The organism is Paenibacillus montanisoli, assembly GCF_003268025.1.
In the GTDB taxonomy this organism is placed as follows: Bacteria; Bacillota; Bacilli; order Paenibacillales; family Paenibacillaceae; genus Paenibacillus_Z; species Paenibacillus_Z montanisoli.
This window is the reverse complement of sequence record NZ_QLUW01000001.1, coordinates 628,528-653,724: the sequence shown is the minus strand read 5'-3', so window position 1 is coordinate 653,724 and position 25,197 is coordinate 628,528. Positions and strand designations below refer to the sequence as shown.

At 51.0% G+C, this 25,197-nt stretch carries 20 protein-coding genes and 1 pseudogene; 5 read left to right on the top strand and 16 right to left on the bottom strand.

The genetic code is table 11. The features are described from left to right. Positions 1-327: 327 nt before the first annotated feature. From DL346_RS02920 to DL346_RS02860, 13 genes and pseudogenes are all read right to left on the bottom strand, one after another. Positions 328-726 (bottom strand): MerR family transcriptional regulator, encoded by a 399-nt coding sequence (locus tag DL346_RS02920; RefSeq protein ID WP_133257474.1) that lies wholly within the window; start codon positions 724-726, stop codon positions 328-330. A 48-nt stretch (positions 727-774) separates the two neighbouring features. Then, positions 775-1,569 carry a Nif3-like dinuclear metal center hexameric protein gene (locus DL346_RS02915; RefSeq protein ID WP_112880569.1) on the bottom strand — a complete coding sequence of 265 codons (795 nt, stop codon included), beginning with the start codon at positions 1,567-1,569 and terminating at the stop codon, positions 775-777. Positions 1,570-1,581: 12 nt separating this feature from the next. Further along, complete coding sequence (locus tag DL346_RS02910; RefSeq protein ID WP_112881754.1) at positions 1,582-2,448, bottom strand: SDR family oxidoreductase; 867 nt, start codon at positions 2,446-2,448, stop codon at positions 1,582-1,584. Further along, positions 2,448-3,187, bottom strand: a pseudogene (locus tag DL346_RS02905) (mannonate dehydratase). The gene DL346_RS02910 and the pseudogene DL346_RS02905 overlap by 1 nt, the downstream one beginning before the upstream one ends. Before the next feature lie 31 nt (positions 3,188-3,218). Then, the gene (locus tag DL346_RS02900) at positions 3,219-5,294 is read right to left on the bottom strand and encodes an alpha-glucuronidase family glycosyl hydrolase (RefSeq protein ID WP_112880568.1); all 2,076 of its coding nucleotides are present in this window, start codon (positions 5,292-5,294) and stop codon (positions 3,219-3,221) included. An 84-nt stretch (positions 5,295-5,378) separates the two neighbouring features. After that, on the bottom strand, positions 5,379-6,497 hold the full coding sequence (locus DL346_RS02895; RefSeq protein ID WP_112880567.1) for a family 8 glycosyl hydrolase: 1,119 nt from the start codon (positions 6,495-6,497) through the stop codon (positions 5,379-5,381). Continuing rightward, entirely contained in the window at positions 6,497-7,417 is a 921-nt protein-coding gene (locus tag DL346_RS02890) for a carbohydrate ABC transporter permease (RefSeq protein ID WP_112880566.1), read from the bottom strand. Before DL346_RS02890 ends, DL346_RS02895 begins: the two co-directional genes overlap by 1 nt. Before the next feature lie 15 nt (positions 7,418-7,432). Further along, positions 7,433-8,296 carry an ABC transporter permease gene (locus DL346_RS02885; RefSeq protein ID WP_420849532.1) on the bottom strand — a complete coding sequence of 288 codons (864 nt, stop codon included), beginning with the start codon at positions 8,294-8,296 and terminating at the stop codon, positions 7,433-7,435. A gap of 216 nt (positions 8,297-8,512) precedes the next feature. Beyond that, the gene (locus tag DL346_RS02880; RefSeq protein ID WP_240633092.1) at positions 8,513-10,207 is read right to left on the bottom strand and encodes an ABC transporter substrate-binding protein; all 1,695 of its coding nucleotides are present in this window, start codon (positions 10,205-10,207) and stop codon (positions 8,513-8,515) included. A gap of 157 nt (positions 10,208-10,364) precedes the next feature. Beyond that, a complete protein-coding gene (locus DL346_RS02875; RefSeq protein ID WP_112880564.1) occupies positions 10,365-12,086 on the bottom strand; it encodes a sensor histidine kinase in 1,722 nt (573 codons plus the stop codon). Between the two features lie 24 nt (positions 12,087-12,110). Beyond that, the gene (locus DL346_RS02870) at positions 12,111-13,691 is read right to left on the bottom strand and encodes a response regulator transcription factor (RefSeq protein WP_112880563.1); all 1,581 of its coding nucleotides are present in this window, start codon (positions 13,689-13,691) and stop codon (positions 12,111-12,113) included. A 198-nt stretch (positions 13,692-13,889) separates the two neighbouring features. Continuing rightward, positions 13,890-14,876: a glycoside hydrolase family 43 protein gene (locus tag DL346_RS02865; protein WP_240633008.1), complete on the bottom strand. Its 987-nt coding sequence runs from the start codon at positions 14,874-14,876 to the stop codon at positions 13,890-13,892. 132 nt (positions 14,877-15,008) lie between these two features. After that, complete coding sequence (locus DL346_RS02860; RefSeq protein WP_112880562.1) at positions 15,009-16,958, bottom strand: glycoside hydrolase family 127 protein; 1,950 nt, start codon at positions 16,956-16,958, stop codon at positions 15,009-15,011. Positions 16,959-17,088: 130 nt separating this feature from the next. Here DL346_RS02860 and DL346_RS02855 point away from each other — a divergent pair, with 130 nt between their 5' ends. The 4 genes from DL346_RS02855 to DL346_RS02840 all read left to right on the top strand — a co-directional run bounded on the left by DL346_RS02855 (position 17,089) and on the right by DL346_RS02840 (position 21,902). Continuing rightward, the gene (locus tag DL346_RS02855; RefSeq protein ID WP_240633007.1) at positions 17,089-17,934 is read left to right on the top strand and encodes a helix-turn-helix domain-containing protein; all 846 of its coding nucleotides are present in this window, start codon (positions 17,089-17,091) and stop codon (positions 17,932-17,934) included. Between the two features lie 171 nt (positions 17,935-18,105). After that, the gene (locus tag DL346_RS02850) at positions 18,106-19,644 is read left to right on the top strand and encodes a spore germination protein (RefSeq protein WP_112880560.1); all 1,539 of its coding nucleotides are present in this window, start codon (positions 18,106-18,108) and stop codon (positions 19,642-19,644) included. A gap of 6 nt (positions 19,645-19,650) precedes the next feature. Then, entirely contained in the window at positions 19,651-20,820 is a 1,170-nt protein-coding gene (locus DL346_RS02845; RefSeq protein ID WP_112880559.1) for a Ger(x)C family spore germination protein, read from the top strand. Continuing rightward, positions 20,817-21,902 (top strand): GerAB/ArcD/ProY family transporter, encoded by a 1,086-nt coding sequence (locus DL346_RS02840; protein ID WP_112880558.1) that lies wholly within the window; start codon positions 20,817-20,819, stop codon positions 21,900-21,902. Before DL346_RS02845 ends, DL346_RS02840 begins: the two co-directional genes overlap by 4 nt. Positions 21,903-22,004: 102 nt before the next feature. Here DL346_RS02840 and DL346_RS02835 read toward each other — a convergent pair whose 3' ends face one another. Next, positions 22,005-22,751 (bottom strand): phytanoyl-CoA dioxygenase family protein, encoded by a 747-nt coding sequence (locus tag DL346_RS02835; RefSeq protein WP_112880557.1) that lies wholly within the window; start codon positions 22,749-22,751, stop codon positions 22,005-22,007. Between the two features lie 111 nt (positions 22,752-22,862). On the opposite strand from DL346_RS02835, the gene DL346_RS02830 reads away from it, so the two are divergent. Next, on the top strand, positions 22,863-23,264 hold the full coding sequence (locus tag DL346_RS02830; protein ID WP_112880556.1) for a response regulator: 402 nt from the start codon (positions 22,863-22,865) through the stop codon (positions 23,262-23,264). A 37-nt stretch (positions 23,265-23,301) separates the two neighbouring features. On the opposite strand, the gene DL346_RS02825 is transcribed toward DL346_RS02830, so the two are convergent. Beyond that, positions 23,302-24,192: a carbohydrate ABC transporter permease gene (locus DL346_RS02825; protein WP_112880555.1), complete on the bottom strand. Its 891-nt coding sequence runs from the start codon at positions 24,190-24,192 to the stop codon at positions 23,302-23,304. A gap of 44 nt (positions 24,193-24,236) precedes the next feature. Further along, positions 24,237-25,136 (bottom strand): ABC transporter permease, encoded by a 900-nt coding sequence (locus DL346_RS02820; RefSeq protein WP_112880554.1) that lies wholly within the window; start codon positions 25,134-25,136, stop codon positions 24,237-24,239. Positions 25,137-25,197: the final 61 nt, after the last annotated feature.

Sequence of the window (25,197 nt, the reverse complement as noted above, 5' to 3'; positions counted from 1 at the left end):
GCCCGCTTATAGAATTAGCCGATTGGGGTGGGGCTATGCTGGCCAGTTTTTAGTGCGGCGAAAAGTGTGGTTTCTTAATATAGGGAAAAAATTGTTCCCTGCGCTTGTATAAACTCGGCAGGATCAGTCCATCATATGTTTTGACGGTGTGAAGAGAGGTGTGGTTCGTTTGAGCCGTTTGGTGCAACAACTACAGGTGGATTTTATTTAATCACTTCACTACTGGAAGCGAGGGGTTGTGTCGCAGAGCACGCGCTTTAACTGTCCGGTCATTCGGATAGGGCGTTTCCCAAGTTGTTCATACGATGTAAGTGAGAATGGAAGAAGCTAACGATCGAACACCGTCGGAGGAGGAGTCTGCAAAGGCTCCTTTTTCCTTTGCGCGATTCTGAGGCGCGACAGCATCTCATCGCAGAATGAGCGGTAACCGGTACCGCTCTTCGGCGGGAAACCGGCAAATTCGCCGAATGAGCGGTAACCGGTACCGCTCTTCGGCGGGAAACCGGCAAATCCGCCGAATGAGCGGTAACCGGTACCGCTCTTCGGCGGGAAACCGGCAAATTCGCCGAATGAGCGGTAACCGGTACCGCTCTTCGACGGGAAACCGGCAAATTCGCCGAATGAGCGGTAACCGGTACCGCTCTTCGGCGGAATACCGGCGAATTCGTCGAATGAGCGGTAACCGGTACCGCTCATCGGCGGAATACCGTCGCTCCCTGCCATCACTATAAAAAAGGCTATCCCTCAGTTTCGAACTGATGGATAGCCTTTTTCCTACAATACCGTAAACACCGGTGCAACCGGTATAAATTGAACCGGTACGCCCGGAAACCTGCGGCCGAGCCGATCGGCCAGCAGCTTCATGCCCGGCTGCTCGCTCTCCGCATGGCCGAGCACGAGCAGCGACTTGGCCTGGCCGGCATAGACGGCGTCTCGCACATATTCCGGCGTCTCCCATTCCGGACCTTCGCCGTACAGCATGGCATCGAGTCGATGCCGCTCAAACAGCGGGATGGCAAGGTTGCCGCCGCCTCTGTAACCTACAAGCAAGCCGACCCGCCTGCATGTCATCGTCGGTTCGCCGGCGGCACGCAGCATCCCGAGTCCCAACTGGCGCTTAACATGCTCCGCAAGCTCGCCTACCGTACATGGTGGCAAACTGACCACGGATGCGGCCGGTTCATGCTCGGTGACGCAGTCTTCCCAGCCCAGCGCCTGTATGAGCCCTTCCATAATGCCGTCGAGCCCGCCCCGATGCAAGCCGTCGTGATAGCGGTAAACAGCCAGGTTATGGCCCGTTATCGCCTCAAGCTTGGCGTTGTATACCGGCCCGTCCTCGGGAAGCGGCATCGCATGATGATGGCTGTAAAATAAGCCTTCATGCGAAATGATCATGTTTGCTCCTATTTCATGCGCCTGTTCCAGCACCTGCCTGGTCGCCATGAACGTAACGGCAATGCCCGTGACGCTTGCCCCGGCATCCCCGAAGAGCAGCCGGTCTGCGCCGTTCGGTGACGCGCCGGACCGTTCTTCGAAGATATCGATCACGTCTTGAATCCGTACGGCCATCCGCTCGCCTCCCTAAACGCCGGAGTAGGCCATGAATCCGCCGTCTACCGGGACCGTGACGCCTGTGACGAACCCGGACACGGTTTCGTCCGCCAGCCAAACAAGCGTGCCCAGCAAATCCTCCGGTTTGCCGAATCTTCGCATCGGCGTATGCGTGATGATTTTGTTCGAACGCTCGGTCAAGCCGCCATCCTCGCGAACCAGCAGGCGCCGGTTCTGCTCCGTCAGGAAGAACCCGGGCGCAATCGCGTTCACCCGGATGCCGGCTTCGGCCATATGGACCGCGAGCCATTGCGTAAAGTTATCGATCGCGGCCTTCGCCGCGCTGTAGGCCGGTACCTTGGTCATCGGACATGGCGCGCTCATCGAGGAAATATTGATCACCGACACGCCCGCCCGGCCTAGCATTTGCTTGGCGAAAGCCTGCGTGGGCAGCAGCGTGCCTTTAAAGTTCAGATCAAACACATGGCCGAAGCCCGCCTCGGTCAGATCAAAGAAAGTGCGAGTCTCCGCTTGACCCAGCTCCTCCGGCTTAAACGTCTCGCTCGTCGTCGACCCTTCGGGATGATTGCCTCCAGCGCCGTTAATGAGCAGATCGCATGGGCCGAGCTCCTCCACAACGCGGTTGGCTGCGGCTTCCACGCTTGCAGCGTCTAGCACGTTGCACGCAACGGCAATCGCCAAACCGCCTGCTTGCCGGATTTTATCCGCGACGAGCAGCCCTTTCTCCTCCGTGCGGTTAAGAATCGCCACCTTCATGCCTTGGCGGCCCAGCTCCACTGCCATCGCGGAGCAGAGTACGCCGCTTCCCCCGGTTACGACGGCGACCTTCCCTTGCAGATTCCCGTGAAACGGAATCGGAATCGAGTGCGTATCCATCATTTACGCCCGCTCCTCTCTCCCGCAGCCATGGAATCCCAAACGCCCCACAGATACATAATGCCGAGCGCCCGGTCGTATAGCCCGTACCCCGGACGGCAACGCTCGTCCCAGATATGCCGCCCGTGATCCGGACGCGCATAGCCGGTGAACCCACCGGGATGATTCGCTCCAAGAAATACTGCAGATTGCGCCACAGATCCTCTTCCGACACCGATTTGTATTTCTCGAACAGCGGCGACAGCTTTTTCAGCCGCTCCGGCTCCCAGCCCGGCATCGTAAAATCCAGATCGTTCGCGATCCGGTCTACGAGCTCCGCGGGATCCATGTTATCGATCTTCGCCCTCTCGAGGAACAGCGCCGTTGAGCCGTCCTCCATTTCTTTGAACAAATCCGTCCGAACCCAGTCGAACACCGGCATGAAGTTATAGCAGATCGTTTTGACGCCGACCGTGGAGAGCTTCGCGATTGTTTTCTTATAGTTTTCGATGTAAATATCGCGCGTGGGCAAGCCCAGCTTTATATCCTCGTGGACGTTGACGCTTTCGACAACGTCCAGATGCAGGCCGTACCGGTCGGCTTCCTCCTTGTACGCCCAAATTTTGTCCATTGGCCATTCCGCGCCGGCGGGCTCATCGTGCAGCGCCCAGACGATGCCTTCCACGCCCGGAATTTGCTTGATTTGCTGCAGCGTTACGGTATCATTGCCTGCTTCATACCAACGAAACACCATCTTCATGCCTTACTCCTGCCTTTCTGCGGAACTCCCCTTAATAGATGACGCGGCCCTGCTCGTCGGCAATTCCCGATTTCCGATAAAAATACGTATTGATCATATCGCGCCATTCGCAGGCATGCTCCGCTTGATGAACAAGCCGCTCGCGCACTTGCCCGAACCTGTCGGCATCGATGCGGGAAGCGAGCGAGTCCCACTTGGCGACCAATTCCGCTGCCCGATCCGCGCCGCCGAAATGCGCATCATATATATGCTGGATCACCGTTTTGCCGCTCTTCAGCACATGCGCGTACGGAACGTGGTGAAAGAATAGCAGCAGCTCATCCGGGCAATCGGCCAGCGATTCGTAGCGCTCCACAACCGGCCCATGATACTGACCCGCATAGCCCGTACCGCTGCGAACCGTGCGGTCTACCCCCATACCATGGCAATCCGCATAATGATAGGTGCCCCACTTCGAATATTCATAGCCGTCTACGTTCGGTCCGTAGTGATGGTTCGGATTGACCATCCAGCCCACGCCAAGCGGTGCCGTATACGCCTCATAAATGTCGTAGGAGCTCAAAAGCATGTCCTTAACGACTCGTTCCGGCTCGGCCGCCAAACCGAACGTCATTCGAATCCACTCCGATGCGAGCTGTTCGGCGCTTAAGCCGGGATCCCATGCCAGACGCGCGTATCCGTGCCAGTTCGCTTGCGCGAGCACGTGTCCGGTCCAATTGCGGTCATCGCCGATATTCGATACAGCCGCAATACCGCCGCTCTCTCTTCCGAACAGCCGGCCGCTGGCTACTTCCGCAATGGTGGAACGCTCGCCGCGGGCATAGGTGTCGAAGTCGAAAACCTCTTTCCATTGAGGGACCAAATAACAAAGATGGCGTTGCTGCCCCGTATATTCCTGCGTAATTTGCAGCTCAAGCAGCTGGTTTGTCTGCGTTAAGCCGCCGAACAAAGGCGATACGGGCTCCCGCACTTGAAAATCCATCGGACCGTTCTTGATTTGCAGCATGACATTGTCGCGGAACAGACCGTCCAGCGGCATGAAATGGTCATAGGCCGCACGGGCACGGTCCGTTTTGCGGTCCCGCCAATCCTGCAAGCAGTTATAGACGAAGCAGCGCCAAATAACCGCTCCGCCGAATGGAGCGACCGCATCGGCCAGCATGTTGGCTCCATCGGCATGATTGCGGCCGTACGTGAACGGACCCGGACGAAATTCCGAATCCGCTTTCACGAGAAATCCGCCGAAGTCCGGAATGTAACGGTAAATGTTCGCAGCCGCTTCTTTCCACCATGCCGTTACGTCCGGGTCAAGCGGATCCGCTGTGTTCAGCCCTCCGATTTCGATCGTGCTTGCGAAGTTGACGCTCAAATACAGGCGAATGCCGTAATCGCGGAATATAGCCGCGGCTTTTGCGACATCCGGCAAAAACTCATCTGTGATCAGCCTCGATTCCTGGCGGTGTACATTGACGTTATTGATCGTAACCGCATTGATGGCCACGGACGCCAACAGGCGGGCATAGTCGCGGATGCGGCTCATATCCGGGATGAATCGGCCATCCTTGAAAAAAATGCTTTTGCCGGCATAGCCCCGCTCAATCGAACCGTCCATATTGTCCCAATGATTGATCATCCGCAGCCCGTTTCGGGGAACCTCGCAGATGCGAAGGCTCTCGATGCTTTGACCGGTTTGCAGCAGCCGGATGAAATGGAAGACCGCATACAGTACGCCTTTATCCGAGGCTGCCGACAAATAGATGCAATCATCCTCCGATGCATGAATGATGTAACCTTCTTCGCCCAATTCGTCGAAGCGGTACACATCGGCAAGCGGCTCCAACAGGCGAGAACTGCCGTAAGTACCGACAATGATGGTCCCTTTTGCTCCCGCGTCAATCAATGTTACGGCTTCGTCCTTCGGATTCTCTCCTAGCATGGAGGATATCGCATGCGCCAGCTCCCTGCCGGCCGTTCGCAGAAGCGGGCTTCCGCCGATTATCGCCAAAGAAGCGCAGCGCTTCAAATAATTTTCACGCAACGAAGCGTTCTCGATATGCCGGTACTCAAGCCAGCAATCATAGCCGCTTTCAGCTTGTTTTCGGTACATGACCTCTTCTCCCATCTCTTGCAATAGTGGATAAATCAAAAGAGTCTCCAGAATCGGGAGACCCTTGCGACTTTCGCATGGCGCTTATTCAACCGGCCGCCAAATCCGATAGCGGCCGCTTAAAGCCAACAGAGCAAATAAATAAAGGCAATTGTCATAGTAACGCCGATCGCCCTCGCGAACGGGAGTATTCCAGAACAGCTCAACGCTGGCTCTCGCGTGCGGACCTTCAGGCGAAGCAAGCGATGCTGCCGCATTGGCCGCGATCAGGCCGACCGGATGAAGCGCTTTCTCCTCGAAGGGGACCCCTTCAATCGTATAGCGCCGATAATCTTCGGGCTCCTTATCGGAGAAGAACGCCTGAATCTTATCGGTTTCATCGCGCATCCAGTCATTGGTGCCGAACCAGGCGGCCTCTAAGCCGATATTGGCGGCGACCCGGTAGGAATCGCTGAAGAAATGTCCATAGCCCCGCTCATCATTGGGCGTCCCGTCATAGTAAGCATACTCAGGCGCCAATCCGGTAACCGGATGGCATGCCAGCTTCAAGTAGTCTCTGCTTGCAGCGGCAGCCTCTCCCCAGAACGGGCGATCCGCCTCATTCGCCCACTGCGCGAACAGCTCGTAGAAATGCGGCAGATGGTAGGACGGATCACTGTATTCGCAGTTCGGAACGAACTTGATCAGCTTATTGTGCGGATTCCACATCGGATACCCGACGCCGTCCTCCCCGTTGTGCACGCAATCATGCAGCAGCTGCCGCGCTTTCACGCCGTAATCGAGCGGCGCTTCTCCGTCGCCCCATCGATGGGAAGCGAACAAGAGGGCAAGCGCGAAATATTCTTCGCCATCCGGCGCCGGTCCGTTCGACCGTTTCGTGCCGTCCGTATTGCACGACCAGGCAAAATAGCCTTTATTTTCGCCCGATGTCATGTACATGTACCGGTAGCTCCACCGCCAAAACCGGTCGAACACGTCTTTCTTATCGAGTTGTACAGCAATCATCATGCCATAGGACATGCCCTCGGTCCGAACGTCAAGGTTTCCGGTGTCGAGCATGTACCCCATGTCTTCGCCGCACGGATAATAAATCCGTGTGGCGTCATGCTCCTCGAACAGCAGCTTCCAGGTCTCTTCGACCTTTCGGTCGATAGCGTCACGGTCGTATCCATATTCGACCAGTAGATTGCAAAATCGTTCCATTAGCCCTTCACGCCTCCCAGCGTCATGCCTTTAACGAAATATTTCTGCAGGAACGGATACACCATTACGATCGGCAAGCTCGCCACGATCGTCATCGTTGCGCGAATGGAAGTCGGCGTGACGAAGTTGGCGGCCGTACCGCCCGATCCGTCCATGTTGCCCCCCGACGAGCTGATGGAAGCATTTGAATTTTGCAGCATTTTCATCAACTCGTACTGCAGCGTGCTGAGCTCCACCTTCGAAGAATTGTACAGGAATACGTCGAACCAGGAATTCCAATGATACACCGCTGTAAACAATGAAGTTGTCGCGAGCACCGGCATGGATAAAGGCAGCACGATGCGGAGGAACGTAGTAAACTCCCCTGCGCCGTCCATGCGGGCCGATTCCAAGATGCCTTCCGGCAGCTGCTCGATGAACGAGCGGATGACGATGACGTTGAATACGCCTAGAATGCCTGGAATAATGTACACCCAGTACGTGCCCATCAAGTGAAGCTCTCGCATGAGCAAGAAGTTCGGAATGAGTCCGCCGTTGAAATACATCGTCAGCACGAACGCGATCGTCACGAATTTACGAAGCACGAACTCCGGTCTGCTGATCGTATAGGCGACCATCGCCGAGCAGAAGGTCGAAACGAGCGTACCGAGAATCGTCCGCGAAGCGGAAATCCAGGTCGAGTGCAAAATGGTCGCTTGCTTGAACACGTAGTCGTAGTTCTCCCACGTCCAGACTCTCGGCCATAGGTAGACGCCGCCTTTAATCGAGTCGCCGGCATCGTTGAGCGAAACGGCCAGCATGTTGATAAACGGATATATGGTCACGATCATCAGGACAACCATGAACGTGTAATTGGCGATATCGAACAGTCGATCTCCTGCCGATGAATAACGGGCCGACGCGATTTGCGATTTAGCCATGAGCTGCTCTCCTCCTTAAAACAATCGTTCTTGGCCAAGCCGTTTGGATAAATAGTTCGCCGAGAACAGAAGCACAATACTAATGACCGTCTTGAATATGCCTGCCGCTACTGACAGCGAGTAGTTGCCGAGATTCATACCATATTTCAGGATGAAAATTTCGAGATTTTCGGAATAATCCAGGTTCGGACCATTGCCGAGCAAGTATTGCGGCTCAAAGCCTGTCTCCAGAATTTGACCCAGGTTCAAAATAATCAAGATGATGACAACCGGCCGGATTCCCGGCAGCGTAATATGAAAGATGCGCTGGAATCTGCCCGCGCCGTCAATCTCGGCAGCCTCGTATTGGGCCGGATCGATCGTCGTCATGGCGGCCAAATAAATAATCGTGTTCCAGCCTACGTTTTTCCACACCTCGGATGCTCCGAGAATACCCCAGAAATATTTGCCTTCGCCAAGCCATAGAATCGGCTCGTGAATGAATCCAAGACCCATCAAAATTTCATTGACGATTCCGCCGTCAGCAGACAAAACCGTCTGGATGATCGTTGCCGCTACAACCCAGGAGATAAAATGCGGCAAATAGCTGATCGTTTGCACGACGCGCTTGAATGCCATTTTGCGCAGCTCGTTAAGCAGAATCGCCAGCGTGATCGCGGTCACGAAGCCAAGCACGAAATTGATCAAGCTCATCGCCAGCGTATTGCGAAGCACGAGCAGAAACCGGTCGTCCGAGAACATGAACTTGAATTGCTTCAGCCCTACCCATGTTTGATCGCCGAACGATTTGGCCGGCTTATATTTCTGAAACGCGATGGTCCAGCCCCACAGCGGGACATATTTGAACAAGACGAGCCAGAGCAGGAATGGGACGGACATCAGTACGAGAGCCCGCTGCTTGACAAGCTGCTGCAAGAAGAAGCCCAGTCCTGATTTTTTACCGAGAAGTCCGCGACCGGCAGGCACTACTCCCTGTTGCTTCATTGTTTTTAACATAGCGATCACTTCTCCCCTTACATGCCTATCCGCAGGATTTGGAACAGGAAAGGCCGGGTCCCCGTACAAGCATGCGAGTTCCGGCCTTTCGCTGAAGCATTAGTTCCCTTTAATCTTTGCCGCTTTCTTCTTCACTTCTTCAGTCATCGTTTTCTCGTAATCCGCTACAGGCAGCTTGTTGATTTCGTCCACGTATTCGTTCCAGTAAGCATCGAACTTATCCGGTGCGCCAAGAACGATCTTGGCAAAATATTTGCGCTGTACGTCAGGTTTTTTCGCGGTGTAAATTTGCGCTTCCGAGCCTTGCTCCAGCGAGATGCTCCACGCCGGGTACCAAGGACGCTCGTCCGGCTTCGAGAACATTTCGGCATAGGTCTGCACGCCGTACTTAGCCAAACGATCTTTCTCGGCCGGCGTAAACGAAGCTTGCGCTACCTCAGGCTGTCTGCCAGGGTTTACGGCATTGCCGTCAGGGAACGTCGAGCCTTGACCGTACATCGGCCAGTAGTACTCGAAATAACCGATACCGACTTGGCGCTTGTAGTCGTTGTCTTTCAGCTTGTCGATTTGCTCTTGGGTTCTGTAGAGGCGGCCTTTGTCGTCAACTTCATAGTTCTGGCCTTTGATGCCCCACTGAATGAGCTTCTGATTATCGTCCGTAAGCAGGCTGTCGAAGAACTTGATGATGCGTTCCGGATCCTTCGCGCTGGTCGTAATGCCGACGCCGCGGTTGTTCACGAACGAAGCCGGGTCGATATATTGGTCTTTCGTGTTGGCGTCGAACGTGATTGGCAGCGGGAAGTATTCCAGGTCATCGTTGCCGCCGTTCTTCAGCGTTTCGGTCTTCAACGTTTGCAGCGCTTGGTTGACCTGCCAGCCGTAATCGAAGAAGCCGAGTACTTTGCCGGACGTGAGCTTGGCCAAGTATTGATCGTAGTTGTCGACGAAGGAAGACTTATCGAACAAACCGGCAGCGTTAAACTCGTTCAGCTTCTGCAGCCAGCGCTTCGTGCCGTCGTTCGTCGCATAGATCTTCGAATCCATCGTATTCATGTCGACTTGAACTTCGCCGTCGTTCGGATAGCCGGCCAGATGGTTCGGCGGATTCGTAGTGGCGAAGAAGCGCCAGTCGTGCGTCAGCGACATGAACCCGGTCAATTTTTCGTCACTGTGTTTACCCGCGTAGTCTTTGATCAAGTTGAAATATTCGTCGAACGTCTTGATTTTCGGATAGCCGGCTTCCTTCAGCACGCGGTTCTGCACCCAGAACGCGCCTTGGTCGATCGTCGGATTCGGATTGTACTCGCCGACAACCGCGCTGAACGGAAGGAAGTAGATGTTGCCGTCTTCGGCTTTCATCAGGTTGAAATACGGTTCGTATACGCGCTTAATGTTCGGGCCATACTTGTCGATCAGGTCATTCAGCGGAATGAATGCGCCCGCTTCCAGCACCTTGTCGATCGCGGCATCCGGTTGCAAAATATCCGGATACTCATTGCTCGCAATCATCGTGCCGATTTTTGTATTCAAATCCCCAACCAAATGCTCCATCTTGAAGTTAACGCCGGTTTGCTCCTCGAGGATTTTACCGATCTCTGTTTTGTTCGTGTCCGTGTCCTTGTTCGCTGTCGCGTTGAAGTAGGTGAAGGTCGCCGGCTCCGGCTTAGCCTCCGGCTCATTCGCAGTTTGCGTGTTTGCAGCGTTGCCGGTATTGCCGGCGTCCGGCGTGGCCGCGTTCTCATTCGCGGTGTTGTTGCCGCATCCGACTAACCCCATGACGAGCGCGAGCGACATGAAACCCAGTTGCCACTTATTTCTCGTTTTCAAAGCAAATACCCCTTCCGTCTTTTGTTTAAATCGCCTTTATTGTAAGCGCTTTATCTTACACTTTTAGTATACAGACAGGGGGGAACTTTGTTTACCCAATAAACTTTATCTCGCGCTTAGTAAATTAAAGAGATCGAATTTCGATCCGGAACGAAGTTCCTTGATCTTTCCTGCTCTCAATCGTAAAGTCGGCCTGATCCCCGTAAAAGAGCTTCAATCTTAAATAAACGTTGCGGATGCCGATGCTTTCGCCGTGCTCCTCGGAATGGAACGTATCATACTGAAGCTGCTGCAGCCGTTCCTCGGACATGCCTACGCCATTATCGCTGACCGTACAAATCAAGCTGTCGCCGGACTTGCGCACGCTGACCGTAATCATACCCGCATGCTTCATCGGCTCGATGCCGTGAATGCTGGAATTTTCCACGAGCGGCTGCAGCGTCATTTTCGGAATCAAACTCATCATGCAATCCTCTTCGACTTCAATCCGATAGTCCAGTTTGTCGCCAAACCGGTACTTTTGAATTTGCAGGAAGCTCTCCACCAGATCGAGCTCGTCTCGGATCGGAACCATATCCTTGCCCCAAGATAAGGATTTCCTGAAAATTTTGGCCATATGATGAATGATCTTAGCCGTCTCGTCTTCGGACTTTATCAAGCTGCGCATCCGGATCGTTTCAAGCGAATTGAACAGAAAATGCGGATTGATCTGGCTTTGCAGCGCGTGAAGCTGGGCCTGCTTGCGCCCAAGCTCCAGCTCCTTCTTCTGGATATCCGCCATGTACACGTCATGGATGAGACTCTTGATCTGCATCGTCATGTGGTTGAATTCCGTCGTCAGCTGGCCGATTTCATCCTTGCTCTCTTCGTCCTCGATCAGATCGAAGGTATGATTCTTCACCCGTTTCATCTGTTTTAAGATCCTAAATAGGCGCTGGTTCAGCGAACGCGTAAACCATACGATGATCAGCGTCGGAATCAGAATGTTGGGAAGCGCCATGTAAATGACGAACTCCTTGGACTTCCGCACTTCCTCGAGCACCTCGCGCTCTTGGAATTTCCCGACGATCCGCCAGTTGCGGAAATATTCCTTGTTAGAGAACCCCTCTTCGATGACGATGGCGCCCTGCTCCGAAGAATCATCCATGTCGTTGTTCCCGTTCTTCCCGGAAGCGTACCGCACGGTATCGCCCTCGAGCAAATACACATTGCCTTCCAGCGTAACATTGTTCAATACTTGCTTAATCAGTTCCGGGTGCAGATCGATTTTGACGATTTTGTCAAATTGGTCTTGTCCGGCCGTGCTGCTCATTCTTCTCACAATGCTGAGCGCCGGCTTGGCGGCGGACTCGTCGTCCTCCACAATGACCGCATTGGAGGTCCAAGAGCTTTTCACCTGCTTGTACCAGCCTGAATCCTCAATGCCCGAAACCGGAAATACGTATCCCCCGTAAATGATCGTATCGTTATCCGTATACAGGGTAATTTTCTGAATCGCTCTGTACACGGGCGTATACTTCTCCAGCATATCGGTAATATAGGAGTGATAGTTATTCACATAGTCCGACGGATCGGCATACCGCGTGTCCAAATAATCATTTAAAATCGAATCGTTGTACAGGACGGAAGTAATCCCGATGACCGCGTCGACTTGGTTCTTCAGCTCGTTGCGCATCTGCTCGATCGCTAGTGACAGATCCTGCAGCTTCTGGTTCCTGACGTTATTCGTCGTGATGTTATAGAAAATCACGTTCGTCAGGATGACCGGAATGAACACGGACAGAAAATAGATGATCAGCATTTTGCTACGAAGCCTTATATTATGAAAAGAACTGCTTGCCTTCATTGAATCGATCCCCCGATGCTACCCTTACGTCTTTGCGAGCATGGCGTTCTTGTATTCCGTCGGCGTCTTTCCCTCCACCTTCTCGAATTGGCTGACAAAATAGTCCGGATTGCCGAAGCCCACGCTCGCCGCGACTTCATAGATTTTCTTATCGGTTTGTCTCAGCTGGCGCTTGGCTTCCTGAATCCGGATTTGCAGCAAAAAATCGTTGAAGTAGACGCCGTACGTTTTCTTGAACAGCTGGCCCAAATAAACCGAGTTCATGTAGAAGTGCTTGGAAATGCTCTTCAGGCTGATATTGCTGGCGTAATTGGCTTCGATGTAGCTTCTGATTTTCCCGATGTCGCCTTTCATCGTTGTGCTGCGCAGCGATACGATATACGCCATGCACTCCGTCAAAAACGCGATCAGCAGCCGCTTCACGCCTTGCAGCGTTCGCGGCTCTTGGTGCCATTGCATGATCGGCTTGAGCGAGGCTAGCATACTCTCGTCGCCTTGCATCGTCTGGATGACATGGGTCGCCCTGTGCACGCATCTCGCAATGGCGGAACTCATCGATTCCCAGGCGATGCGTTTCTCTTGGAACGTGCTGAACATGGCGTCAACCAGCTTGATCACGCCGTTAATGTCCTGCTCTTCCAAGCACACCAGCAATTCGGTATAGAGCGAGGGATCCAATTCTTTGAACTGCAGAGGAATCGCGTTAGTTTCGTCATTCTGGATCATCAATTTACCGTCTAACGTATATTTATATCTGTACAAATCCATAGCCGTCGCATAGGATTGCTTGACCTGACAGAGTCTTGCGGCTTCAGCGCCGACATAGACTCGAGGAACTCCGGTTTCGTCCAGCCGCTTGCTCGACGCTTCGGCGATTTCGTTTCCGAGCTCCGCCGCCCAAGCCGAATTAGGTCCCGACCGGACAAGCATGCCGATTTCCCAACGATTACGGGCATAGATGACCGGCACCTGCTCTGGTATCAGCCGTTTCAGCACGGGCTCTATATCCGCCTTCAACTGTTCCATGAGCTGGCTTCTCCGCTCCTCATCGAAGCCGTCAGGAAGATCGTTTACCTCCAGCGAAATATACCGAAGCGGCTTATCGCCAGGCAGCGATAGAAACTGCCCTGCCTCCGTCAGCGCCTTTTCGTCGGCATTTCCTGTAATTAGCTGCTCAAATAAAGAAGCCTGGAGAATCGAATGCCCCTCTATCGGCCAGTTTGGCGTTTGATCCAGCATGGTTGATATTCGCTGCAGCGTTTCCATCAGCTCGACCTCGTCGATCGGCTTCAGCAAGTAATCCTGTACACCGAAGCGAACCGCTTGCTGCGCATATTTAAAATCCCCGTAACCGCTAATAATGATGAATTTAACCGATTTGCCTAAGCGTTCCTGTACCGTTTGGATCAGCTCCAAGCCATCGACCACGGGCATCCGAATATCCGTAATGACGAGATCAGGCTTATGCTGCTCGATTAACGAAAGCGCCTCTTCCCCATCCTCGGCTTCGCAGACGATTTCGAACCCGCATTGCTCCCAGGGAATAAGACCGACCAGCCCTTTGCGGGCAAACCGTTCATCGTCAACCAATATGGCTTTTCTCATCGGAACGCCCCCTAAATTCTGTAATCGCTTTCATTTGCTTCCGAATCAATGATGTCATTTTGCGCAAAAAATATAAATTCAATCCCATTTTACTAAAAGGGGCGGGCCTGCACACTTTGAAATGTATAGTTCTTTCTTTGTTAATCTTATCACCTGCAAAAACGGAAGAACGCAGCCCCGCGGGCTGCGTTCCTCGATTTATTTATACTCGATGGTTTGAATGGTGCCGTCCTCGTTGTAAGCAAGCTCCGTAAACTTCACGCTCCGCTTATGGTCCACGCCGCCGGATAGGGATGCGTCGTGGTAGAACAGGTACCACTTCCCTTGAAATTCCACGATGGAATGGTGCGTCGTCCAGCCCAAGACCGGCGTGAGAATCGTTCCTTTAAAAACGAACGGTCCTTCGGGATGATCCCCAATCGCGTACACCAGCTTGTGCGTCGTTCCAGTCGAATACGAGAGGTAGTACTTGCCGCCAAACTTGTGCATCCACGGACCTTCGAAATAGCGGCGATCCTCATCGCCCGCCGCAATCGGGTTCCCCTCTTCGTCTACGATCGAGATTTCCTTCGGCTCCGACTTAAACGTCAGCATATCGTCGCTTAGCTGCGCGACTTGCGGTCCGAGCGCCGGCGCGCCCGCGTCAGGCCCAACCGCTTCGGGATTGAATTCGCCGGTCTGCCATTTCTCCAGCTGCCCTCCCCACAATCCGCCGAAGTACATATAGGCTTGGCCGTCTTCCTCGACGAATACGGCAGGGTCGATGCTGAAGCTTCCCGGAATATAATTTTCCTGCGCTTGGAAAGGCCCGCTCGGGGAGGCGCTAGAGGCGACGCCAATGCGGAAGATGCCGTCCTTGTCTCTCGCAGGGAAGAACAGGTAGTACGTATCGTTCTTGAATGCCGCATCCGGCGCCCACATCTGTTTCGAGGCCCACGGCACGTCTTTGATATGAAGGGCCGCGCCGTGATCCACGCAATGCGACTCCATATTGTCCATGGACAGGACATGATAATCCTCCATCGCATATTGGTCGCCGTTATCGTTGGTCGGTCCGTCATGGTCGATATCATGGGAAGGATAAATATACAGCTTTCCTTCAAATACGTGCGCGGATGGATCAGCGGTATAGATATGAGTGACGATCGGCTCGTTTGGTGCTGCGATCTTTGCTTTCGTGTCCAAGTGAATCGCTCCTTCTCCTTCTGGTTTCAAGCAACCGCTTTCACTCCATTATAATTCACTTTGCCGCTCCGTTCATTTTGAAAACTATTGATTTTACTTCTAAAACTTTAGATGATTTTCGTTCGTTGCCGTTCAGCACCGCAGCCAGACGTTCATTTCGCCTGGTTCGCGGTTTCCCCACAAGTAATAGGGGATGGCTTTGAAACGAATCGGTCTTGCCTGTTTGGCGAGCGGCCGGTACGCCTGACCCTCCGGCCATTCGGAATCGGCCGCAGCCTGCCCGTCTCCTTCCACAACAACACAGCCGCCGAGCAGCTGCGGGTCGAAATGCGCGGACAAATTCGAGTTCTCGAACAAGGAAAGCGAGGCAAGCGGCGCCCCGTTATCCGCTTCTTCGACGCAGTAAACGAACGGACCGAGCTGGATGGCAGCTTTGCCGGCCGCCGCCCGGATGTGCGGATGAGCGGCGATCAGCTTCGCCTCCAGCGGCAGCAGCCACTCCACGATGTCGCCATCCGCCCAGTTCCGCTCTATCTTCGCATAGCCGTTGTCCATACGGTAGTTTAGCACCGTTTGCCCGTTTATTATTAACTGCGGGCGAACGGATTGGAACCAGTTCGGCACGCGAAGCGCCAGTTCGAACGCCGCGTTTTCCGTTTGTTCTTGAAGAGACACGGTGAATTCGACCCGGCCATCCCGAGGAAGTTCCGACCGCTGGCGAAGCGTGACTTGAACGCCAGCACGTTCAAAAGTCGTTTCGCTTCCGATAAACAAATGGGCGTAAACCGTTGCGCCTTCATTGGACACGTCATAGATGTACTCGTTTAAGGAGCTTAGCAGCCGGGCGACATTAGGCGGGCAGCAGGAGCAGCCGAACCATTTCTGCCGGACTGGCTTCACATGACGCTTGTCGGGATTTTTGGCGCTCGCTTCCGGCCAGACTTCGAGCGGGTTCACGTAGAAGAAATGTTTGCCATCCTTCGACATGCTGCCGAGCACATTATTGTACAACGCTCTCTCCATCACGTCGGCGTACTCGCTCTTCGCTTCCAATCGCAGCATCCGCCGAGCCCAGAAAATCAAGCCGATCGAAGCGCAGGTCTCCGCATAAACCGTATCGTTCGGCAGATCGTAGTCGAACGTGAACGCCTCGCCGTTATGGGTCGAGCCGATGCCGCCTGTTATGTACATTTGCTTGCCGGTCGTATTTGCCCACAGCCGCTCGCACGCTTCGCGAAGCTTGGCGTCGCCAGTCAGGAGGGCGAGGTCGGCCATCGCCGTGTACATGTAGACGGCCCTTACGGAATGCCCAACGGCAATCGACTGCTCGCGAACCGGCAGATGGCATTGATTATACTCGGGATTAGGCGTGGAAGTCGTCCCCGGCACCCAATGGCTCGTTCGGCCGCGCCGCTCCCATTCTTCGATAAAGTAGTTCGGCTCGCTTCCTCGCTCGTCGATGAAGTATCGGCTTAAGTGCAAATAGCGTTCTTCTCCTGTCACCTGATACAGCTTAACCAGGGCAAGCTCGATCTCTTGATGACCGCAATAGCCCCGGATCTGACCGGGATTCGTCCCGAATACGCCGTCGATCAGGTCGGCAAGCTTGCAGACGATATCGAGCAGCTTGCGCTTTCCCGTTCCTTCGTAATAGGCGACCGCAGCTTCGATGAAATGACCGGCGCAATAGAGCTCATGAGCTTCATGAAGATTCGTCCATTGACGGCCCGGCTCCTTAACCGTGAAATAAGTATTTAAGTAACCGTTCTCCTGCTGAGCTAGTCCGATCAAGTCGATGGCTTCATCGGCCAGCTTCTCCAACTCGGGATCCGGATGATGCCGGAGCGAATGGCCTACCGCCTCCAGCCACTTGGCCAGATCGCTGTCCTGAAAGACCATGCCGCCGAACTCCCCGTCTTCCAAACCCGCCGCTATCCGGAAATTTCGAATCGCATAGCTGGGCTCCGCGCCTTCGATCCGATCGTTAAGGGCTTCCCATTGATAAGGGATCACGGTTTGGCGAACGAGTTCCGAATAGCTGTTCCAAAAATCGTCTTGAATATGAACCTGTGATTTCGTCATGCTCATCCACCTCAAAATGATAGAATTTGACTCTTCATAGGTTCGAGTATATGATTTTTCTAACTGACGGAATAGGAACGGATTCAACTTTTTTTTATACAAAATGACACAAAGAGTGGAGGCAAACCGGTTGTACGAAGAATCCATCGTCGAGCTGCCTGCCCCGCCGCTCCCCTATTTCTGGGAAGCCGGCCGTTCGGACTTTCGGGTCGGCGATCGTCATCCGAATCGTAGAAACCTTGGCATTTTCGATCTTCTTATCGTGGTTCATGGCGAGCTGCATATCGGAGAGAATGGGAAAGAATGGGCGCTTGGCGAAGGAGATACGCTCCTGCTGCTGCCGGACGGGGAGCACTACTCGGTCAAACCGTGCGAGCGGGAAACGACGTTCTACTGGGTTCATTTCGAACATGTGGCATGGGGGCAAGGCACCTTCAAGGACGAAGCCTCCCTTGCAAAACTGCCATTTAGCCATCCTTATTCGCTTCGAATCCCGAAGCATTGCTCGTTATCCGCCCCGCAAGCCGTATTCGATCTCATGAAACAACTGCTGGCGCTGCCGGTCGGCGACCGCTTCTGGGAAGAACAGCATCTGCTCGCCCGCATTCTTGCCTTGCTGGATGCAGGCAGGTCAGGGGCGGCCAGTTCACCTGCGACCCGGCTTGCGGAGAAGGCGGCATCTTACCTCCAGCAAAACTACCGGAAGGAAATCACCAATGAGACGCTGGCGGAGGCGCTTCATTTTCACCCGAATTACGTTGTACGCTGCATGAAAGTGAAATACGGCGTCACGCCGATCCATTACTTGCTGCAGTTCCGGCTAGATCGGGCGAAGCAGCTGCTCGTTTCCACGGAATGGCCGATCGAACGGATAGCGGAAGAAGTCGGTTTCCGGTACTCGCCGTACTTCTCCGCCTGCTTCAAGCGCAGCGTAGGCATGAGTCCCCTTCGATTTCGAAAGCAATATGTAAACTGAAAGCGCAGACCGGCATGCCGGCCTGCGCTTTGCTATGCTTACGACTTCTTCCGCGGACGCGAAATGTAAAAATATGTATAGCTCAAAATTAATTGAGGAATGATGAAAGAATATCATCACTAACAATCACACCGTCCTTTTGGTCGTGTATGTGTTAGGAGGAGAACCGCCTTGTCTACTGCACAAAATTCAAGCTCTAACCTGACTGATAGCGCGCTTAATGACCCGATAAGCAAATCGCTAGAGACGAATGAACTCATAATCAAGACTATTTTTCAGAATTGTTATGATATTGTCTTTCGGCGTATTCAAATTTACGGACAAATAAATACTCTATTGGTTTATTTGGATGGTTTGGTGGATACCAAAGCATTAGACAATATCTTAATTAAACCTTGGATGTTAGAAACTCCCCGTCCCGGCTTAGGGGAGTTAAACTCAGCGGATTTACTCTTAGAACAACAGTTGGTTTCCATCGCAAAAACAAAAACAACGGGAACAATGGGGAATATTGTTCAAGGGATTTTATCTGCTAATGTCGTAATCCTGTCAGACGGAGTGGACCATGCAGTTATAGCTGATTTGAAAGGCTTCGAAGATCGGGCCATTGAAGAGCCTATAGCCGAGATTACCATTAGAGGCCCAAGAGAAAGCTTTACGGAAAACATTAATGTGAATACAAGCCTTCTTCGCAGGAAAATTCAAAGCGCTAAACTTAAAATGGAGTCCATGACCATTGGCAATCTTTCGAAAACCACTGTTGTCATTGCTTATATTGAAGGCATTGCAAAAGATTCGATCCTCGAAGAAGTTCGAAATCGAATCAGCCAAATTGAGATTGATACCTTACTTGGCGGGAATTTTATCGAGGAGTTTATTGAAGATCACCCATTCTCACTATTCCCTCAAGTGCAGAATACCGAACGCCCGGATATTGTTGCCTCATCTCTCGCAGAAAGAAAAGTAGCGATTTTTATAGATGGCACACCTTTTGTACTTATCGTCCCCTTTACTTTTTGGAACGCATTTCAGTCGGCCGATGACTATTATGAGCGATTTATTTACGCTACTTTGATTCGTTGGCTGCGAATGCTATTGGTTACTACTTCACTATTTTTACCTTCTATTTTTGTAGCGATTACGACGTTTCATCCGCAATTGTTACCCACAATGTTCTTACTCAGTATCACATCCGCCCGTGAAGGGGTACCTTTCCCGGCTGTCATTGAAGTACTATTGGTAGAATTTTTATTTGAGGGGTTACGCGAGGCCGGGATACGAATGCCGAAGCCAACTGGCTCAGCAATCAGTATTGTCGGGGCTCTGGTTATTGGACAAGCAGCCGTTCAGGCAGGAATCGTATCTGCTCCGATGGTCATCGTTGTTTCCCTGACGGGAATTGCTTCTCTCGTCACTCCAAGATACAGTATGGGAATGGCTTTTCGAATGCTCCGTTTTCCGATGCTTATTTGTTCGGGGATGTTCGGATTATACGGAATTACGATGGCGACTATATTTCTTCTCATTCACCTAACCAATCTTGAATCATTTGGCGTCCCCTTTTTAAGTCCGTTAGCTCCACTGTCAAGAAGCGAATTAAAGGATGTTTTAATCCGCGCTCCAAGATGGAGCATGCATACATTACCGTTATCCGGTTCTACCCGAAACAAGATGCGTATCCCCAGAACCAATCGGGAACCGAGGAGATGAAGCAGCATGATAAACCGCCTGGCAGCGTCCATGATATTAATACTCTGCATCGTTTTATTAACAGGCTGCTGGGATCGGCATGAACTCTCGGACAGAGTATTTGATTTGGCCGCATCGGCTGATCTTAGAGATGACGGAACGTATTTAACGGCTGGGCAATTTATTATCCCCTCCAGAATAGAACAAGGAGCATCCGGCAGCGAAAAATCTTATTATATCGAGACCGGTGAAGGTAAATCCATTCTTAAATCAATTCAGGGTGTGCGCCAAAAACTTTCCAGAACCATAGCCCGCGGTCATCGACACAATTTTTATATCGGAGAAAAACTGGCCAAAAATGGAATCGAAGACATGCTGGATGTGTTTTCTCGAGATCCGGGCAATCGAATCCGATTGGATATTTGGGTGGTCAAAGGAAATACAGGCTTAGAAGCTTTGAAAGTACTCTACCCTCTTGAGAAAATTCCTTCTGTCGCATCAAACAAGATCTATAAAGCCGTCGGGGGCACGGTGGGAAAATCTTATCTCGACTTTTTAATGGCCTCAAGCGCAGAAGGGAGCTGCCCTACTTTGCCTGTCGTAGATATCGTGCAAGGAGCTTCCCCCCAAGAGACGATTCGATTTTACGGTCGGGCTATCTTTAACCACGATTATAAATTAGTTGGCTATTTGAATTTTGTTGAGGGCGCTTATCGGCAGTGGATTCTTAAAGGAATATCTTACTTGGAAGTAGTGGAAGACATTCCCGAAGGAGATGGGACCGTCGGCGTCATTGTTACCAATTTCAGGAGTAAACTAAAGTCCAGCATTACATCTGAAAAGAAGGTAAAGATGGATATAACGTTAAGTGGAGTGGGACTCATTAACGAGAATAACACGAATTTAGATCTAACCCAACTCCATAATTGGAAACTTGTACAGAACAAAATCAACAAGAGCAATAGCGAGCATGTCCTTGAAATGATCACTAAAGTCCAAAAACAATATGGAACCGATGTATTGGGTTTTAATGAAGTCCTTAATCGACAGCACCCTATTAAATGGAAAGAATTAAATCGGAACTGGGATAACATTTTTCCGGAAATTCAAGTTACGGTTAACGTTCATATAAAATTAAAGCAGATTGGTTTAGTAGGGCCTTCGCTCCAATTTAAAGAAAGAGAGATTAAAAAATGAAAATCTCCGGTTATCAGCTGTTTTGGCTGATTTTCACGATGGAATTTTGCATGACCGCACTTTTCACGATCTCGCCAACCGTATCTCTAGCCAAACAAGACGCTTGGATTTCAATGATTATAGCGACCTTGATCAGTTTACTTGTTATTTTCATAGCAGTTAAATTAAGCTTGCTTTACCCGGAAAAAACCTTTATTCAATACAGTCAGTTGATACTCGGAAAGTGGTTAGGAAAAATCATCATATTTATTTACTTCTGCGTGTGGATTTCCGTGATCGGAATCATTTTAAGAGAATACGCGGATTTTGTTTATCTTGCCTTATTCAGTTCGACGCCTCTATGGTTCATTATTCTCGTTATGTTAGGTGCAATGGTTTATGTTACCTACTCCGGAGGAATTAGAGGTATCGGCCGTTGCAGTGAAATCATCGGTCCCGTCACCGTGGTAGGCATTATTCTCATCATTTTGTTTAGTTTTAAAGATTGGGATTGGCTTAAATTACTGCCTGTTTATTACAACACGGGATACGTATCCATCGCTAAAGCAAGTTTATCTCCTGCTTCCTTCCTTGGAGAATCCGTAATCGTGATCATGCTCATTTCCTTTATGACGAAGCCAAATCAGGCCATGACCTCTTCCGTATTAGGGGTTGCGGCCGCTTCGATTGCCGTTTTGGTCATGACGTTTATAGTCATTATGGTCTTTGGTCCGAATATATCGGCTAAATTGATCTATCCCCTTTATTCCGCCGTAACATTTATTTCGGTCATGGAATTTATTCAGAACGTCGATGTATTGGCCGTCTTGCTTTGGATTATCGGTATTTTTATTAAACTATCCCTATATCTGTTCATTACCAGCTACGGAACAGCGCAATTTTTTCATATAAAAAAATGGAAACATACAATTTGGTTCATAGCTCTTATCGTATTTGGAATCGCGCTTTTGCCGCGAAGCATTAACGATTCCCAGGTTTACGCGAAGTTTTGGCTAGCAGTGATATTGCCAGTAAATATACTAGGCATTCCTTTATTATTGTGGATCATCGGTTCTATCCGCAAGAAAAGCATATTAAAATAATCGTTTTATGGTCAGATTCGACTTTTGAAAGATTTCGAATGCAGTTTGTAAACTGAAAGCGCAGACCGGCATGCCGGCCTGCGCTTTGCTATGAGAATATGGTTACGCCTTGTTCATTAAATCGTCCGTACCCACCGGGCAGATGTCATACCGCTTAAACCTTTCACCCTCGATCTGCGGATTGCTTACCGCATTGTAGCAGGAGACGAAAGTGCGCCGGTGACGATCCGACAGGTTCGGAGCGGAACTATGCAGCAGATTGCTGTGAAAGAACAGCGCGGAGCCCGGCTCCATCTCGCAGTGGACAAGCTCGAACATCGACTCGATATGATGGATGCGTCTTCCGTCGGCGCCGGTTTGGCTGCCTACCTTGCCGTGCTCCAGCCTGCCGAGCTTGTGCGAGCCGCGAAGCACCTGCAAACAGCCATTCTCTTGAGTGGCCGCGTCGAGTGCAATAAACACGCTGATCATGTTCGGATAAATGAAGCCTTGATCGTACCAATAGCCGTAATCTTGATGCCACTCCCAAGCCCCGCCGGAACGAGCCTCCTTCATCATCACTTTGCCGTGAAAGAAAGCGGCGTCCTCGCCCAATAATTTACTCACGTTGTGAACGAGGCGCGGGCTTGTCGACACAGCCGACCATAAATCGGGGCCGAGCTCGAACCAAATCGCAAGCTTTGCTTTAAGTCCGGAGCTGTCATCCGTGCTATATGTAGAACCCGCCACCCGATCTCCGCCTTCAACCTCTTGAAGCAGCAGGTCAATCTCATAGCGGGTAAACAGCTGATTGACAAGCACATATCCATCCCTGTCGTAACGGGATACCTGTTCTTCCGTGAATAACATTCCGATTCCTCCTCAACTTGATTAACTTCTTCTGGAACGAGCCCCGGCATGAAGGAGTTGTCACCCGCGGGTCGAAATGGTTGTTACCCTGCACAACGGAGGTGACGATGCTTGTTTCAGATCATGTTTGTCGATGATGAGCCGGACCACGTCGACTGTCTGGCCGACAATATCCCTTGGATCGAACATGATATCGAGCATGTGTTCAGAGCGTACTGCGGCGATGAAGCGATCGAAATTCTGGAGACGCATGCCGTCGATATCATCATTTCCGACATTCGGATGCCCGAAATGTCCGGTCTTGAGCTGATTGAAAAAATCCACGCGATCTCTCCGCAAACCAGATGCATCTTTTTGACGGGCTATTCCGATTTCGCTTACGCGCAGCAGGCCATTCGGAACAAAGCGGATGATTATCTGCTCAAGCCGATATTCCCGTTCTCAAAGAAAAACTCCTGCTTGAGCTCGTTTCGGGAAAACGGTACGCCAAGGAAAAGATGCAGGCGAAATTAGTGCTGTACGACCTCTCACTAGTACCAGTTTACACAATTTAGCCCTTAACACTTCCAAGGACTAATCCTGTAGTGAAATATTTCTGGATGAATGGGTAAACCAGCAAGACAGGTATTGTTGCAAGGAACAACTGAGCCGCCCGGCCTGTGCGGACATTCATGTAAGCAAGAATCTTAGCAGTGTCGCCCTGAGCCATACGTATGACTTCTTCAAAATCAATGATCAGCGTATGCAAATAAGTCTGCAAAGGATAATTTTTGCTGTCTTGCATGTAAATCAATCCACTAAACCAATCGTTCCAGTGACTAACGACTGAAAACAGACCTACTGTCGCCAACGCTGGAGTCAACAGTGGCAGCATAACACGGAACAAGGTATCAAACACTCCGGCACCATCGATCATCGCAGCCTGCTCTATTTCTTCCGGCAGGCCTCTCATAAAGTTCATCACGATGATCATGCTGAATATTGGCAGCGCTCCAGGCAGAATCAACGCCCATATACTATTCAAAAGCCCCATTTTTGTGACTAATATATATGTAGGGATCAAACCCCCATTAATAATTATGGTTACGACAAAGTACATCATATATATATTGCGCCCGAAAACCTTGTCCTTATTTTTTGAGAGAGGATAGGCGGTTATAACAATCAGCGCAAGGTTTACGATCACACCAAGCAACACCCGCCAAATGCTTACCCACAAAGCTGGTAAAAACTTACCACCCCGGAAGGCGAATTCATACGATACCGTCGTTAAGTCAACAGGCCAGAAAACGACCTTGCCAGCTGCAACAGCGGAAGATCCACTGAATGATATGGCCAAAAGATGAATGAAAGGTATAATACATGCAATAGCTGTAAGAGATAAAAAGATCGTATTAAACACAACAAAAGCTGTACGAGCCGGTGATCGATAATTCACCATGACTTAAATCCCCTCTTTTCAAAATCCTATGAATAGACAAACAACTATAATACCCTGTAACCGGCAAACCTGTCAGCAAGATAATAGGACGTCAAAATCATAAAGGCTGCAATCAAGGCCTTGAACATTCCAACCGCCGTTCCGACTGAATACTGAGCCTGCTGGATACCCAAACGGTACACATAGGTGTCAATGATATCGCCAGTAGAATAAACGATCGGTGAGTATAGGTTGTAGATCTGATCAAAACCAGCGTTCAATAAGTTTCCCAGTGATAGAATGGTCATCAGAACAATTATGGGCATGATCGAAGGAATGGTGATGTACCATGTCTGCTTCCATCGTTTTGCCCCGTCCACGATAGCAGATTCATACAGACCGGGGTCTATACTGGTCAGCGCTGCCAAAAAAATAACAGTTCCGAAACCAAAGCTTTTCCATATCTCTGAGACAATCATCGTCCATCGAAATGTTTTCGGGTCACCTAAAAATGAAATAGGCCCTATGTTAAATAAAGACAGGAAAGTATTCATGATCCCCTCACGACTTAGAATATCAATCATAACGCCTGCCAGGATAACCCAAGACAGAAAATAAGGCAAATAGATAATGGTTTGAAAAACACGCTTTGCCGAAACTTTACGCACCTCGTTGAGCAGGAGTGAAAACACAACAGGCACAATGATACCACCTATAATTTGGAACCCTGCTATGAATAAAGTGTTCCAAATTGTTTGTACAAAGTTGGGCTGGCTAAACACACGTGTAAAATTGTCGAGACCGACCCAAGGAGACTGAAAGCCCATGGACGGATTGTATCTTTGAAATGCAATGATAAGTCCATATAGAGGGATGTAATTGAATATAAATATCAAGACAACTGCGGGGATTAACAAAACATGATATTGCCATTGCTTACGTAACGTAAACAGTAATGATTGCATCGCTGAATCCTCCTAGAATACGGACTTTACACTGTAGAGATCTCCTTGCATCTTATGACGC